This window comes from Tardiphaga alba, assembly GCF_018279705.1.
In the GTDB taxonomy this organism is placed as follows: Bacteria; Pseudomonadota; Alphaproteobacteria; order Rhizobiales; family Xanthobacteraceae; genus Tardiphaga; species Tardiphaga alba.
In genome coordinates this window covers 5,252,651-5,265,987 of record NZ_CP036498.1, presented here as the reverse complement: position 1 = coordinate 5,265,987, position 13,337 = coordinate 5,252,651, and the positions used below count along the sequence as shown (strand labels likewise).

At 63.1% G+C, this 13,337-nt stretch carries 15 protein-coding genes; 9 read left to right on the top strand and 6 right to left on the bottom strand.

Features of this window, described 5'->3' with window-relative positions; all coding sequences use genetic code 11:
• Positions 1-128: 128 nt before the first annotated feature.
• The gene (locus RPMA_RS25170) at positions 129-1,022 is read right to left on the bottom strand and encodes an AraC family transcriptional regulator (protein WP_211910370.1); all 894 of its coding nucleotides are present in this window, start codon (positions 1,020-1,022) and stop codon (positions 129-131) included.
• Between the two features lie 139 nt (positions 1,023-1,161).
• Between RPMA_RS25170 and RPMA_RS25165 the strand changes: the two genes are divergently transcribed.
• The gene (locus RPMA_RS25165; RefSeq protein WP_211910369.1) at positions 1,162-1,929 is read left to right on the top strand and encodes an SDR family oxidoreductase; all 768 of its coding nucleotides are present in this window, start codon (positions 1,162-1,164) and stop codon (positions 1,927-1,929) included.
• A gap of 129 nt (positions 1,930-2,058) precedes the next feature.
• Here the strand turns inward: RPMA_RS25165 and RPMA_RS25160 are convergent, their stop codons facing one another.
• Positions 2,059-2,310, bottom strand: a complete 252-nt coding sequence (locus tag RPMA_RS25160; RefSeq protein WP_211910368.1) for a hypothetical protein — start codon at positions 2,308-2,310, stop codon at positions 2,059-2,061.
• 129 nt (positions 2,311-2,439) lie between these two features.
• Between RPMA_RS25160 and RPMA_RS25155 the strand changes: the two genes are divergently transcribed.
• Together RPMA_RS25155 and RPMA_RS25150 are read left to right on the top strand one after the other, a co-directional pair.
• Positions 2,440-4,566 carry a M3 family metallopeptidase gene (locus tag RPMA_RS25155; RefSeq protein ID WP_211910367.1) on the top strand — a complete coding sequence of 709 codons (2,127 nt, stop codon included), beginning with the start codon at positions 2,440-2,442 and terminating at the stop codon, positions 4,564-4,566.
• A 20-nt stretch (positions 4,567-4,586) separates the two neighbouring features.
• Entirely contained in the window at positions 4,587-5,228 is a 642-nt protein-coding gene (locus RPMA_RS25150; protein WP_211910366.1) for a DUF1007 family protein, read from the top strand.
• Between the two features lie 7 nt (positions 5,229-5,235).
• Here RPMA_RS25150 and RPMA_RS28295 read toward each other — a convergent pair whose 3' ends face one another.
• A complete protein-coding gene (locus RPMA_RS28295; RefSeq protein WP_256438247.1) occupies positions 5,236-5,367 on the bottom strand; it encodes a hypothetical protein in 132 nt (43 codons plus the stop codon).
• On the opposite strand from RPMA_RS28295, the gene RPMA_RS25145 reads away from it, so the two are divergent.
• The 4 genes from RPMA_RS25145 (at position 5,348) to RPMA_RS25130 (ending at position 9,167) form a co-directional block, all read left to right on the top strand.
• Positions 5,348-6,460, top strand: a complete 1,113-nt coding sequence (locus RPMA_RS25145; RefSeq protein ID WP_328516581.1) for a nickel/cobalt transporter — start codon at positions 5,348-5,350, stop codon at positions 6,458-6,460. The genes RPMA_RS28295 and RPMA_RS25145 overlap by 20 nt on opposite strands.
• Positions 6,461-6,498: 38 nt before the next feature.
• Positions 6,499-7,536: a ferrochelatase gene (gene hemH / locus RPMA_RS25140; RefSeq protein WP_211910364.1), complete on the top strand. Its 1,038-nt coding sequence runs from the start codon at positions 6,499-6,501 to the stop codon at positions 7,534-7,536.
• A gap of 194 nt (positions 7,537-7,730) precedes the next feature.
• Complete coding sequence (locus RPMA_RS25135; RefSeq protein ID WP_211910363.1) at positions 7,731-8,711, top strand: SPFH domain-containing protein; 981 nt, start codon at positions 7,731-7,733, stop codon at positions 8,709-8,711.
• Positions 8,712-8,723: 12 nt separating this feature from the next.
• Positions 8,724-9,167, top strand: a complete 444-nt coding sequence (locus RPMA_RS25130) for an NfeD family protein (protein ID WP_211910362.1) — start codon at positions 8,724-8,726, stop codon at positions 9,165-9,167.
• On the opposite strand, the gene RPMA_RS25125 is transcribed toward RPMA_RS25130, so the two are convergent.
• On the bottom strand, positions 9,168-9,509 hold the full coding sequence (locus RPMA_RS25125; protein WP_211910361.1) for a winged helix-turn-helix transcriptional regulator: 342 nt from the start codon (positions 9,507-9,509) through the stop codon (positions 9,168-9,170).
• A 71-nt stretch (positions 9,510-9,580) separates the two neighbouring features.
• Between RPMA_RS25125 and RPMA_RS25120 the strand changes: the two genes are divergently transcribed.
• Positions 9,581-10,120: a carboxymuconolactone decarboxylase family protein gene (locus tag RPMA_RS25120; protein WP_211910360.1), complete on the top strand. Its 540-nt coding sequence runs from the start codon at positions 9,581-9,583 to the stop codon at positions 10,118-10,120.
• A 17-nt stretch (positions 10,121-10,137) separates the two neighbouring features.
• On the opposite strand, the gene RPMA_RS25115 is transcribed toward RPMA_RS25120, so the two are convergent.
• A complete protein-coding gene (locus RPMA_RS25115; RefSeq protein WP_211910359.1) occupies positions 10,138-11,145 on the bottom strand; it encodes a KpsF/GutQ family sugar-phosphate isomerase in 1,008 nt (335 codons plus the stop codon).
• A 218-nt stretch (positions 11,146-11,363) separates the two neighbouring features.
• Here RPMA_RS25115 and RPMA_RS25110 point away from each other — a divergent pair, with 218 nt between their 5' ends.
• Positions 11,364-13,046 (top strand): outer membrane beta-barrel protein, encoded by a 1,683-nt coding sequence (locus tag RPMA_RS25110; RefSeq protein ID WP_211910358.1) that lies wholly within the window; start codon positions 11,364-11,366, stop codon positions 13,044-13,046.
• Positions 13,047-13,058: 12 nt separating this feature from the next.
• On the opposite strand, the gene RPMA_RS25105 is transcribed toward RPMA_RS25110, so the two are convergent.
• Positions 13,059-13,331 (bottom strand): hypothetical protein, encoded by a 273-nt coding sequence (locus RPMA_RS25105; protein ID WP_211910357.1) that lies wholly within the window; start codon positions 13,329-13,331, stop codon positions 13,059-13,061.
• Positions 13,332-13,337: the final 6 nt, after the last annotated feature.

The window sequence follows — 13,337 nt, the reverse complement described above, 5'->3', positions numbered from 1 at the left end:
AAGTATCAAAGTGAGTGGAGTATCGCTTAGACCTCTCAGCCGTCATTGCGAGCGCAGCGAAGCAATCCAGTCTTCCTTACGTGTGGCGCTGGATTGCTTCGTCGCTGCGCTCCTCGCAATGACGGTGCTTAAGCCGCACTCTCCGCCCAGCTTCGCGTCGTTTCGGCGTCGCGTGCCGGCGGTGTGCCGAACATGCGGCCGTATTCGCGGGTGAATTGCGACACGCTCTGATAGCCGACGGTGAAAGCTGCGCTACTCGCCGTCGCGCCTTCGGACATCATCAGTCGCCGCGCCTCGATCAGACGCAGCTGCTTCTGGAATTGCCGCGGTGACAGCGATGTCACGCTGCGGAAATGTTCGTGGAAGGACGATGCGCTCATGCCGGCGGCGGCCGCCAGGCGCTCCACCGGCAGCGGCTGCGCGAATTCCTGGCGCAGGATCGTCACCGCGCGCGTGACCCGCTGCACATGGCTGTCCGGCCAACCGAGTCGGCGGATCGCGGTGCCATGGCGGCCGGTCAGCAGCCAGTAATGCAGCTCGCGCACGAACTGGCCGTGCAGCACAGGCACGGATTCCGGGCGATCCAGCAGACGCATCAGGCGCAATGCGGCGTCGCTGACTTCCACATCCGTCGGCGCATTCCGGATGGCAAAGCCATCGGCGCCCGGCGCGGCTTTCATCTGCAGCGACAGTTCGGCAATCACGGCAGGGTCGAGATGCATCACCAGCGACACATAGGGCTGTTCCGCGCTGGCCTGGACGATCTGGCTGACCGTGGGCAGGTCAACCGTGATCAGCATGCTGTCGCCGGCATTCAGGGTCACGCTTTCGGTGCCGACATTGACCTGTTTGGCGCCCTGCAGGACGAGGCACACCAGCGGTTGGAAAATAGCGTGAACGAGCCCGCCGGGCTCGGAGACGCGGATCACCGTGAGGCCCGGAATGGGCGTTTGGGCAAGGCCGGCGGCATCGCCATGGGCGTCCACATAGCGGCGGACGGTATCGAGCAGGGTGTCAGTCATGCCGGCACTATAGCCCAATCCCGAGGGCTCCGGGCGTCATTCGGAGGATTAGGCAAGCAGTGCCGAGCTTCCGGCAACGACCTTCGCAAGGGCCGGGTCTAGATCAGGGGCACTCCAAAATTCCATGAGGAATGCCTCCATGACCCACAACGCCCCCAAGATTACCATTGTCACCGGCGCCAGCCGCGGCCTCGGCCGCAATACCGCGCTGGCGGTCGCCCGCCATGGCGGCGATGTCGTCGTCACCTATCAGAGCCGCGCCGAGGATGCGCAGGCTGTGGTTGCGGAGATCGAGGCCATGGGCCGCAAGGCGGTGGCCCTGCAGCTCGACACCGGCGATGTCGCGGCGTTTCCCGGCTTCGTCGAGCGGCTGCGCACCGCGCTGAAGGCCACTTTCGGTCGCGACACCTTCGACCACCTCGTCAATAATGCCGGCCACGGCGATTACGCGCTGCTCGCCGAGACCACCGAAGCGTCGTTTGATCGGCTGGTGAATGTCCAGTTCAAGGGCGTGCTGTTTCTCACCCAGGCGCTGCTGCCGATCATCGTCGATGGCGGTCGCATCGTGAACTTGTCTTCCGGCCTGACCCGCATGACGCTGCCGGGCTACGGCGCCTATTCGGCCATGAAGGGCGCAGTGGAAGTGCTGACGCGCTATCTGGCCAAGGAGCTGGGCGGCCGTGGCATTGCCGTGAATACGGTGGCGCCTGGGGCGATCGAGACCGATTTCGGCGGCGGCGTGGTGCGCGACAATGCCGAGACGAACAAGCACATCGCCAGCGTGACGGCACTCGGCCGCGTCGGCGTGCCCGACGATATCGGACCGATGATTGCGAGCTTGCTGTCGGAGGACAATCGCTGGGTCAATGCGCAGCGGATCGAGGTCTCGGGCGGTCAGGGGCTTTAAGTGCCCCACGCTGCACTTGTCATCCTCCGCGAAAGCGGAGGATCCAGTAAACGGTGTCGATCGTGATTGAACGCGGACGCCGGCGTGTGCTGGGTTGCCCGGTCAAGCCGGGCAACGACAGAAGTTATCTCAGCCCCGGCGCGTGAATGGCTCGACGCGGGCGGCGGTGCGCATGAAGGCGGCCATGACGGCGACGCCGCACAGGAACAGCACGACCTGCAGCACATGCTCGCCGAAGGTGTCGAGGCCGAACAGGATCGACAGCGCCCAGCCGCCGGCGAAAGCAGCGCCGAACACTTCGGCGCCAATCAGGATCGCCGCCGAAATGACGGTGATGACGCTGGGCCAGTTGATGCGGCGGGATCCGGTGGAAGTGGTCATGGTCGATAAGGTCCTGTTTCGGGCCGCAATCTCTCCGAAAAAGCCTGTTGCGGCAAGCGGCAAGACCTAAAAAAGCCCGATGGCGTGGTATAGATTGGGAGGTATATGGGCCGCAAAGCAGGATTTATGATGTCGGAAACGAAGGGCGCGGTTGCGTCGAATGGTCTCGATCGTCCGTTGGAGCTCAATCCCCTGCTGGATCCGGAACCCGCCCAGCCCAATCCTTTGCTCGAGCCGTGGCAGACTCCGTTCGAAACCCCGCCATTCGACCGGATCAAGCCCGAACACTTCATGCCAGCCTTCGAGCAGGCCTTTGCCGATCATGCCGGCGAGATCGCCGCCATCGTCAACGATGTCGCGGCACCCGATTTTGCGAATACGATCACCGCGCTGGAGCGCTCCGGCAAGTTGCTCTCGAAAGTGGCGTCGGTGTTCTACGACCTCGTGTCCGCGCATTCCAATCCCGCGATCCTGGAGATCGACAAGGACGTGTCGCTGCGGATGGCGCGGCACTGGAATCCCATCATGATGAATGCGGTGCTGTTCGGCCGCATCGCCGCCTTGCGCGACAATGCCGCCAGCCTGCATCTGAAGCCCGAACAGGCGCGCCTGCTGGAGCGCACCTATACGCGCTTCCACCGCGCCGGCGCCGGCCTCGATGATGCCGCCAAGGCGCGGATGGCGGAGATCAACGAGCGTCTCGCCCATCTCGGCACGACCTTCAGCCATCATCTGCTCGGTGACGAACAGGAATGGTCCATGGAGCTCGGCGAGAACGATCTCGATGGGCTCAGTGACAGCTTCATCGCCTCGGCCAGAGCGGCGGCAGAGGAGCGCGGCAAGCCCGGCAAGGCGATCGTCACCACGTCGCGGTCGTCGATGGAGCCGTTCCTGCAGAGCTCATTGCGGCGCGATCTGCGCGAGAAGGCCTACAAGGCGTTCATCCAGCGCGGCAATAACGGCAATGCCAACGACAACAACACGACGATCGTCGAGATCCTGAAGCTCCGCGAGGAGAGTGCGAAGCTGCTGGGCTATCCGACCTTCGCCGCCTACCGCCTCGAAGACTCCATGGCCAAGACCCCGGAAGCCGTTCGCAATCTGCTGGAGCGCGTCTGGAAGCCCGCGCGGGCCCGCGCGCTCGCCGATCGCGATGCGCTGCAGGAGCTGATCGCGGAGGAGGGCGGCAATTTCAAGCTGGCCGCCTGGGATTGGCGCCATTACGCCGAGAAGCTGCGCCAGCGCCGCGCCAATTTCGACGATGCGGCGATCAAGCCCTATCTCGCGCTCGACAACATGATCGCCGCGCAATTCGACGTGGCGACCAAACTGTTCGGCGTCACCTTCCATGAGCGCAAGGATGTGCCGGTGTGGCATCCCGATGTGCGCGTCTGGGAGGTCAAGGACGCCAAGGGCGAGCACAAGGCGCTGTTCTATGGCGACTATTTTGCGCGCGCGTCGAAGCGTTCGGGCGCCTGGATGACCTCGCTGCGCGACCAGCAGAAGCTCGACGGTGACACCGCGCCGCTGGTGCTGAATATCTGCAACTTCGCCAAGGGCACGAATGGCCAGCCGTCGCTGCTGTCGCCGGACGATGCACGCACGCTGTTCCATGAATTCGGTCATGGCCTGCACGGCATGCTGTCGAACGTGACCTATCCGTCGCTGTCGGGCACCTCGGTATTCACCGATTTCGTCGAGCTGCCGTCGCAGCTCTATGAGCACTGGCAGGAACGGCCCGAAGTGCTGCAGCAATTCGCCAAGCACTATCAGACCGGCGAGGCGCTGCCCGACGATCTGTTGAAGCGCTTTATCGCCGCGCGCAAATTCAATCAGGGGTTCGCCACGGTGGAGTTCGTGTCCTCTGCGCTAATCGATCTCGAATTCCACACCCAGCCGGCATCGGCCTCCACCGATGTCGCGGCCTTCGAGAAGAGGGAGCTGGAGAAGATCGGCATGCCCGAGGAAATCGCGCTGCGCCACCGTCCGACGCAATTCGCGCATATCTTCTCCGGCGATCATTATGCCTCCGGCTATTACAGCTATATGTGGTCGGAAGTGATGGATGCCGATGCGTTCGGCGCCTTCGAGGAGGCCGGCAACATTTTCGACGCCGCCACCGCCAAGCGGCTCCATGATGATATCTACTCGTCCGGCGGTTCGGTGGATCCGGAAGCCGCCTATGTCGCGTTCCGTGGCCGTGCGCCTGAGGCCGATGCGCTGCTGCGCCGGCGCGGCTTGCTGGATGCGGCCTGAGGCTATTTGAGGTGAACAACGTGATCCGACGTCTCTTTGGACTTTGCGCGCTGTTGGCCGTGTCCCTTGGCGGCATCGCGACGGCTGCCGCGCATCCCCACGTCTTTGTCGCTGCGCGGAGCGAGTTGCTCTACGCGCCGGACGGCACCATCACCGGCGTGCGCCACGCTTGGACTTTTGACGACATGTTCTCGACCTATGCGCTGCAGGGCATCCCGAGCAAAGTGCCCGGGCAATATACCCGCGAGGAACTGGCGCCGCTGGCCCAGACCAATGTGGAATCGCTGCAGGAATACAAGTTCTTCACCTTCGCCGAGGCGAACGGCAAGAAAGAGCTCTTCAACGATCCCGTCGATTACTATCTCGAGAAAACCGACGCCGGCCTCACGCTGCATTTCACGCTGCCGTTCAAGGCACCGTTCAAGACCAAGCAACTGGCGCTCGAAGTGTTCGATCCCTCCTACTTCATCGATTTCGGCCTGGAGAAGACCGATCCGATCAAGCTGGTCGGCGCACCGGCCTCCTGCACCATGGCGATCCAGCGCCCGTCCGATGGCGGCGCAGCCAAAGCGCAGACCATGAATGAAGACACCTTCATGAATGGCGAGAACAGCAATTTCGGCGCGATGTTCGCCAACAAGGTGACGGTGGACTGTCCATGAACGACCGTCATTGCGAGCGCAGCGAAGCAATCCAGTTCTTGCTTCGCTTGCGGCCTTCTGGATTGCTTCGCTGCGCTCGCAATGACGGGGTGAGCGCGTCGTTCTGGCTTTTGGCTATGATGGTTGCGGTGGTCGCCATTGCAGATGCCTCCGTCCATGCCGCCCTCGCCCAAAATCCGTTCGGCGCCCCCAAGGGCGTTCCGGACTCTCAGGTCGGCGGCATCATTGGCTGGCTGCTGACAAAACAGTCCGAATTCTATCGCGCGATGTCCACGACGATCCGTGCCGCCAAGTCCGACGGCAGTGCGGTGTGGACGCTGCTCGGCATCTCGTTCCTCTACGGTATCTTTCATGCCGCCGGTCCCGGTCACGGCAAGGCGGTGATCTCGTCCTATCTCGTCGCCAATGAAGAGACGGCCAAACGCGGCATCGCGCTGTCGTTCGTCTCGGCCTTCATGCAGGCGCTGGTGGCGGTGCTGATCGTCGGCATCGGCGCCTGGCTGCTGAATGTCACGGCGCGCACCATGTGCAGCACCGAACGCGTCATCGAAATCGCCAGCTACGGCCTGATCGCTGCCTTTGGCTTGCGGCTGGTCTGGGTGAAAGGACGTGGCTTTGTCCGGGCGCTGCGACCGTCTCTCCGGGCTGGTGGCCCACAACTGGCGATGGCGCACGCCTCCGCGCATGCGCACAGCCATTCCCATGATCACGGGCACGACCACCACCATCATGACCACGGCCACGCGCATGCCCATACAGCGCATGCAGAGGCGCACGCCCACGCCGATTTTCATGCGCATCATGATCATGCGCACCATCACCATGCCCATGACGATCACTGCGACCATTGCGGCCACTCCCATGGCCCGACGCCGGATCAACTCGCTGGTCCCGGCGGCTGGTGGCGTGGATTGTCGGCGGTGCTTACCGTCGGCATCCGGCCGTGTTCGGGCGCGATCCTCGTGCTGGTGTTTGCGCTGGCGCAGGGCCTGTTCTGGGCCGGCATCGCCGCGACCTTCGTGATGGGCCTCGGCACCGCGATCACGGTTGCAACGATCGCCGTCATCGCCGTCTCCGCCAAGGGTCTCGCCGCGCGCCTCGCCGGCAGCCGCGACGGTCGCGGTGCGCTGATCATGCGTGGTATCGAGTTCGGTGCTGCGGGGATCGTGCTTGTGTTCGGCGTTGGTCTGTTGCTGGGTTACCTCGGCACTGAGCCGGTAAGGTGTTTCTAATTGACAACTCGGGTCCGAAGCGCGAAGCCAAACGCATCATGACAGACGCCATTGCCTTGGAAAAAACGCCGCCCGCCGTCACCACTCAGCCGGAGCGTGTCGGCGTTTTGCTCGTCAATCTCGGCACGCCTGACACGGCGGATGCCAAAGGTGTGCGCGTCTATCTCAAGGAATTCCTGTCCGATGCCCGCGTGATCGAGAATCAGGGGCTGCTGTGGAAGCTGGTGCTGAACGGCATCATCCTGAATACCCGCCCGCGCAAGAAGGCCAAGGACTATCTCAAGATCTGGAACACGGAGAAGAACGAGTCTCCGCTGAAGACGATCACCCGCGCACAATCCGACAAGCTTGCTGCAGCGCTCGGCAGCCATGATCATGTCGTGGTGGACTGGGCGATGCGCTACGGCAACCCCTCGATGCATGACCGCATCCATGCAATGGCGAAGCAGGGCTGTGACCGCATCCTCGTGGTGCCGCTCTATCCGCAATATTCCGCGGCGACATCCGCCACCGTCTGCGATCAGGCATTCCGCGTGCTGGCCGACATGCGCGCGCAGCCGACGCTCCGCGTGACGCCGCCTTACTATGTCGATGCCCCCTATATCGACGCGCTCGCCGTCTCCATCGAGAAGCATCTGGCGACACTGGATTTCGTGCCGGAAATGATCGTGGCCTCGTTCCACGGCATGCCGCAGAAATATATCGACAAGGGCGATCCCTATCAGTCGCAATGCGTGGCGACGACCGAAGCGCTGCGCGCACGGCTTGGGCCGGATGCACCGAAACTGCTGCTCACTTTCCAGTCGCGCTTCGGTTTCGATGAGTGGCTGCAGCCCTATACGGACAAGACCATCGAGCAGCTTGGCAAGGACGGCGTGAAGCGTCTTGCCGTTGTCATGCCGGGCTTTTCCGCCGATTGTCTGGAAACGCTCGAAGAAATCGCGCAGGAGAACTGCGAGATCTTCCGGCACAACGGTGGCGAGAAGTTTTCGGCGATCCCCTGCCTGAATGACAGCGACGAGGGCATGGATATGATCCGCCAACTCGTGCTGCGCGAGTTGCAAGGCTGGATTTGATCCGTAGCCCGGATGGAGCGCAGCGTAATCCGGGGATGTGGAGCCAGTTGAAACGCCAGTCCCCGGATTGCGCTGCGCTTCATCCGGGCTACAGGTGTCTCGCTTTTCCCCGCGTCGAACCTTAAAATCCCCGCGAACGACAAAACAGCGTGGCGTATTGCGCCGCGCGTCCATTTTGCCGCAGGGAGACACTGATGTCCGGGTTTGATATTTTTGCCATTGCGATTGCACTGCTGATCATCTTCACGCTGTTTGCCGGCGTGAAAACGGTGCCGCAGGGTTTTGACTGGACCATCGAGCGCTTCGGCAAATTCACCCGCACGTTGTCGCCCGGCCTCAATCTCATCATTCCTTATTTCGATCGTGTCGGCCGCAAGGTGAACATGATGGAGCAGGTGATCGAGATTCCGGAGCAGGAAGTCATCACCAAGGATAACGCCACCGTCGGCGTCGATGGCGTCGCCTTCTTCCAGGTCTTCGATGCCGCCAAGGCGAGCTACGAAGTTGCCAATCTGCAGCAGGCGATCGTCGTGCTGACCATGACCAACATCCGCTCGGTGATGGGCTCGATGGATCTCGACAAGATGCTGTCGCATCGCGACGAGATCAATGAGCGCCTGCTGCGCGTGGTCGATGCGGCCGTCGCGCCGTGGGGCATCAAGGTCAACCGCATCGAGATCAAGGACATCGCGCCGCCGGCCGATCTGGTCGAGGCGATGGGCCGGCAGATGAAGGCCGAGCGCGTCAAGCGTGCCGACATTCTGCAGGCCGAAGGTCAGCGCCAGTCGGAAATCCTGCGTGCCGAAGGCGCCAAGCAGTCGCAGATCCTGCAGGCCGAAGGCCGCCGCGAAGCCGCGTTCCGCGATGCCGAAGCGCGCGAGCGCGCTGCCGAGGCCGAAGCCAAGGCGACCGAGATGGTCTCGGAGGCGATCGGCCGCGGTGACGTCGCAGCGCTGAACTACTTCATCGCCGACAAATATATCAAGGCATTCGGCCAGCTTGCGGAATCGCCAAACCAGAAGGTCATCATGCTGCCGCTGGAGGCCTCCTCCATGCTCAGCTCGCTGGCCGGCATCGGCGAGATCGCCAAGGCGACATTCGGCGAGCAGGCGGCAGCTAACCAGGCCGCGCGTCGCGCCGGCTCGGTGCCGCCGACCACGCCGCCGCGCAGCTAAGGGAAACGCGCCATGGCAGAGATGTTCGTCACGCTCGGCACCTGGAACTGGCTGATCTTCGGCGTGCTGTTGATGGCGCTGGAATTGCTGGCGCCCGGCATCTTCCTGTTCTGGCTCGGCCTGGCAGCATTCCTGGTCGGCATGCTGTCCTTCATCATCACGCCGGGCTGGCAGTTGCAGATGCTGCTGTTCGCGGTGTTTGCGGCTGCTGCGGTGCCGATCTGGCGCCGCGTCGCGCAGCAGAAGCCCGGTGCCAATCCGAATCCATTTCTCAACAAGCGCACGGATGCATTGATCGGCCGTGTCTTCACGCTCGACCGCCCCATCGTCGATGGCGCCGGCATCGTCCGCGTCGATGACACGATCTGGCGTGTCAGCGGGCCCGATGTGCCTGCAGGCACAAAGGTGAAAATCGTGCAGGCCGACGGCGCGAGCTTGACGGTGGATGTGGCCTGACTATTTCGTCTCCTGCCGCTTTTGCCAACGTTCGGCGAACTGGTGGAGCGGCAGGAAAGTCTCCAGTAACTCACGTCCGGTTCTGGTCAGGCCATAGCCGCTGCCCGACTGCAGCTCGACCAGCCCGGCCTCGCGGAGTTCTGCCAGACGCGTTTGCAGCACGGTCGGCGAGGCGTCGTCGCACACCTCGCGGAGCGCCCGCGACGTGAGCGTGGTGTCGCGCAATTCCCATATGATCCGCAGGGTCCAGCGCCTGCCCAGCAAGTCGAGCAGGGCCATAATTGGCCTGCCAGTCCTGGAGCCGCGGACGGCTTTCTGATCCTGCACAGGCGTTTTGGTCATCGATACCCCTTGCCAAGCGCTACGGAAAATGTAGCATATCGCTACAGTATTTGTAGCAATGGAGATGGCCGATGTCACGCATGGAGCCTCTAACGCCGCCATATGATGCTGAAATCCAGGCCCAGTTCGATGCGATCATGCGCGGTGCACCGCCACTGATGCTATTTCGCATCCTGGCCGCTCACCCACGCGCATGGAGCAAGTTCCGCAACGCAAGTCTGCTTGATCGCGGGCCGCTGTCGTTGCGTGAGCGCGAGATCGTCATCGACAGGACCTGCGCTCTGACAGGGTGCGAATACGAATGGGGCGTCCATATCGCGACGTTTGCCGATGCCGCTCAGTTGTCGGACGAGGAAATCCGCGCGACCGTGAATGGCGTGTCGAACGCCGGGTGCTGGTCGCCAGCCGAGCAGGCTCTGATTGCGGTAGTTGATGCCTTGCATCACCGCGCAACATTGAGCGAGGCGGAGTTTAGCGATTTGCGCGCCTGCTACAGCGAGGCGCAGATTCTAGAGGTGATGCTGCTGTGCGGCTTTTATCGCACGGTGTCGTATATCGCGAATGGCTTCGACCTTCCCTTGGAAGCGAAAGGCGCACGGTATCCGCAATAGTCGCGTGGGACTCGAACCTACGCCACGCCAGCGCGCAGCAGGTCGTGCAGGTGCACGATGCCGACCGGCTTCTTGCCGTCGGTGACCAGCACCGCGGTGATCTTCGCCGTGTTGAGGAGTTCTAGCGCCTCGCCGGCGAGCAGGTCGCGGCTGATGGTCTTGGGGTTCTTCGTCATCACGTCATCGACCGACACCGTCATCAGGTCGGCGCGCATGTGGCGGCGGAGGTCGCCGTCGGTGACGATGCCAACCACATGGCCGCTGGCATCGACGATGCCGACGCAGCCAAAGCCCTTGGCGGACATTTCCACCAGCGCATCCGACATCTTGGTGCCGAGCGGCTTGAGCGGCACCATGTCGCCCTGATGCATGAGATCGCGGGTGTATTTCAGCAGCGCGCCAAGCTTGCCGCCGGGATGCAGCACACTGAAATCGCGTGACGTGAAGCCACGGCCTTCCAGCAAAGCGATTGCGAGAGCATCGCCCATCGCCAGCATCATCAGCGACGAGGTCGAGGGTGCGAGATTATGCGGGCAGGCCTCGCGCGCCTTGGGCAGCGTCAGCGCGACATCGGCGGCGAGCGCGAGTGTCGAGCCGGCTTCCGAGGTCATCGCGATGAGGCCGATGCTGAAGCGCGTGGCATAGGTGATGAGGTTCTTCATCTCCGGCTGCTCGCCGGACCATGACAGCGCCAGGATGACGTCATCGGCGGTGATCATGCCGAGGTCGCCATGGCTCGCTTCGGCGGCGTGAACGAAGAAGGCCGGCGTGCCGGTCGAGGCAAAGGTCGCGGCGATCTTGCGGCCGATATGGCCGGACTTGCCGAGGCCCGTGATGATCAGGCGGCCACGGGCATTGCGGATCAGATCGGCGGCGGCCGCGAAAGTCGGCCCGAGATCGGCCTGGAGTGCTGCGGCGAGGGCGGTGACGCCACTGGCTTCCGCCTCCAGCGTGCGCAGCGCGGAGGCGATCGCCTCGCTGGCCTGATCGCTCATGGTCGAAGTCGGGGTCTTGGAAAGCGCCATTGATGGTGTCCTGCGGCCGGTCCATCGGCCTTGATGCGGTGGCCGTCCTTTAGCACGCGGTGGCGCTGGAAGCGAAACGCGCCTGCGGCATCTCAACCGCGCATTAACCATAGCCGTTTTAACTCTCTTAACCATGAGTTGTCGCCCGGCTGCCCGCCGCGGAAATCGATCAGCTCATCCAAGTTTTTGATGGCGTTGGAGTTTTTGCGATCGTGAGGATGGGTCGGGCAGACCGGACACGGAACCGCGCATGGGCAACCGGCGCGGTTTCAGCATGTCTGTGCCTCGTGCTCGCCGTGCCATCCCCTGTTTTCGCGCAGGCGCTGACCTCCGATCTGCTCGCGCCGGTTCCCGGCGGCTTCGTGCAGCCGGAGAATCTGCCGTCGCGCCGGCCAGGCAATACCGTCCTGCAGCCGCGCAGCACGCTGCAGACCAGCCTGCTGTCGCCTGAGCGCACGCAGCAGTCGATCATCACGCCGCCGGTCCCGGCCGCTTCCGGCGCCGCCGACAGCGGCTATGACGCGCTCAACCGCAAGCGCAAGCAGGTCAAATATTATCCGGGCCAGCAGAAGCCGAAGCGTCCGGTCGGGCCGGGCAGTCCGCCGCCGCCGCTCGTTCCGGAGACGCGACCGGTGCCACCGTCGGCGCGCGCCGCCAAGCCGCCGGTTGCACCCGCGATCGCCGGCACCGTTATCGGCCAGCCCGCGCGCAAACGCCTGCCGATCGAGCCGGATGCCTATGCCCCCACGGGCATCCGGGTCGGCAGCTTCCTTGTAAAGGGCGCCGTCGATATCATGGGCGGCTATAGCGACAACCCGGCGCGCCTGTTGCAGCCGAAGGGCTCGTCTTTCTACCAGATCGCACCGGAGTTGCTGGCTGCGTCCAACTGGTCGCGCCATTCAGTCATCGTCGACCTGCGCGGCTCGTTCACCGGCTATGAAAAGACGTTTCCGTCGGCGATCTCGCAGTTCTCGCCATCGCCCGAGAATGTCGACCGCGCCCAGTTCGACGGCAAGATTGCCGGCCGCATCGATGCGACGCGCGACACCCGCATCAATACCGAAGCGCGCATGCGCGTCGGCTCCGACAATCCCGGCAGCCCGAACAACATCGTCGGCATGAAGGAATTCCCGCTGTTCACGACGACGGGCGGCAGCCTCGGTATCGAGCAGGATTTCAATCGCTTTCAGGTGAAGGCGGATGCCCTGGTGGATCGCACCGTCTATCAGGACTCGAAACTGGTCGATGGCGACAGCACGACCAACAAGGATCGTAACTTCAATCAATATGGCGGCGTCGGCCGTCTCAGTTACGAAGTGCTGCCCGGCCTAAAGCCGTTTGCGGAGGTCCAGGGCGATGTGCGCGTCCACGATGACCGGGCCGATCGCTTCGGCTATCTGCGCGATTCCAGCGGCGGCTATATCAAGGCCGGCACGACCTTCGAATTCACGCGCCTGCTGACGGGCGAGGCTTCGGTCGGCTATCTCGCGCGCAAATATGAAGATCCGCGCCTCGAAGTGCTGAAGGGGCTTTTGACCTCGGCCTCATTGATCTGGACGGCGACGCCGCTCACCACGGCGCGCTTCATCACGACGACGTCCATCGACGAAACCACCGTGCCCGGCGTTCCCGGCGTGCTGACGCGACTCTATACGGTGCAGGTCGATCACGACTTCCGCCGCTGGCTCACCGCGGTCGGCAAGTTCACTTACGGCACGCAGGATTATCAGGAGAACTTCCGCTCGGATAAGATCTATTCGATCGAAGGCAACCTGATCTACAAGGTGAACCGCGAACTATGGGTGAAGGCGCAGGTGCGCCGCGACATCCTCAATTCCAACATCGACAATGCGAGCACTGCCGCCACGGTCGTGATGCTCGGTGTCCGCCTGCAACGCTAGTTCAGCCGGCGGTTACTTCCACTTCCGCAAAAACTTTGCCGTCTTTCGGTTGAACTTGACCCCAGATCCGTCGGGCAGGCGCGTCGCCACGAATCCGGCGGCGATGCAGGCCTCGCGCTGGGGCATGTGCTCGTCCGGCGCGCGGTCGGTTTCCCACCACGATGCCCGATGCGAGGCGCGGGGGAGCGCATCGTCGATAATGTCCTCGATGGCGTCCATGGTTAGGACGATCTCGTCCTTGGTCTGGGCAGCCAGATAGACACGCAGGAGATCGTAGTCAGGCACGGACAA

What these genes read in the sequence shown, in the direction of transcription:
- RPMA_RS25170 (WP_211910370.1), bottom strand. Translation starts at nt 1,022, where the DNA reads ATGACTGACACCCTGCTCGATACCGTCCGCCGCTATGTGGACGCCCAT.
- RPMA_RS25165 (WP_211910369.1), top strand. Translation starts at nt 1,162, where the DNA reads ATGACCCACAACGCCCCCAAGATTACCATTGTCACCGGCGCCAGCCGC.
- RPMA_RS25160 (WP_211910368.1), bottom strand. Translation starts at nt 2,310, where the DNA reads ATGACCACTTCCACCGGATCCCGCCGCATCAACTGGCCCAGCGTCATC.
- RPMA_RS25155 (WP_211910367.1), top strand. Translation starts at nt 2,440, where the DNA reads ATGTCGGAAACGAAGGGCGCGGTTGCGTCGAATGGTCTCGATCGTCCG.
- RPMA_RS25145 (WP_328516581.1), top strand. Translation starts at nt 5,348, where the DNA reads ATGGTTGCGGTGGTCGCCATTGCAGATGCCTCCGTCCATGCCGCCCTC.
- RPMA_RS28295 (WP_256438247.1), bottom strand. Translation starts at nt 5,367, where the DNA reads ATGGCGACCACCGCAACCATCATAGCCAAAAGCCAGAACGACGCGCTC.
- hemH (WP_211910364.1), top strand. Translation starts at nt 6,499, where the DNA reads ATGACAGACGCCATTGCCTTGGAAAAAACGCCGCCCGCCGTCACCACT.
- RPMA_RS25135 (WP_211910363.1), top strand. Translation starts at nt 7,731, where the DNA reads ATGTCCGGGTTTGATATTTTTGCCATTGCGATTGCACTGCTGATCATC.
- RPMA_RS25130 (WP_211910362.1), top strand. Translation starts at nt 8,724, where the DNA reads ATGGCAGAGATGTTCGTCACGCTCGGCACCTGGAACTGGCTGATCTTC.
- RPMA_RS25125 (WP_211910361.1), bottom strand. Translation starts at nt 9,509, where the DNA reads ATGACCAAAACGCCTGTGCAGGATCAGAAAGCCGTCCGCGGCTCCAGG.
- RPMA_RS25120 (WP_211910360.1), top strand. Translation starts at nt 9,581, where the DNA reads ATGTCACGCATGGAGCCTCTAACGCCGCCATATGATGCTGAAATCCAG.
- RPMA_RS25115 (WP_211910359.1), bottom strand. Translation starts at nt 11,145, where the DNA reads ATGGCGCTTTCCAAGACCCCGACTTCGACCATGAGCGATCAGGCCAGC.
- RPMA_RS25110 (WP_211910358.1), top strand. Translation starts at nt 11,364, where the DNA reads ATGGGTCGGGCAGACCGGACACGGAACCGCGCATGGGCAACCGGCGCG.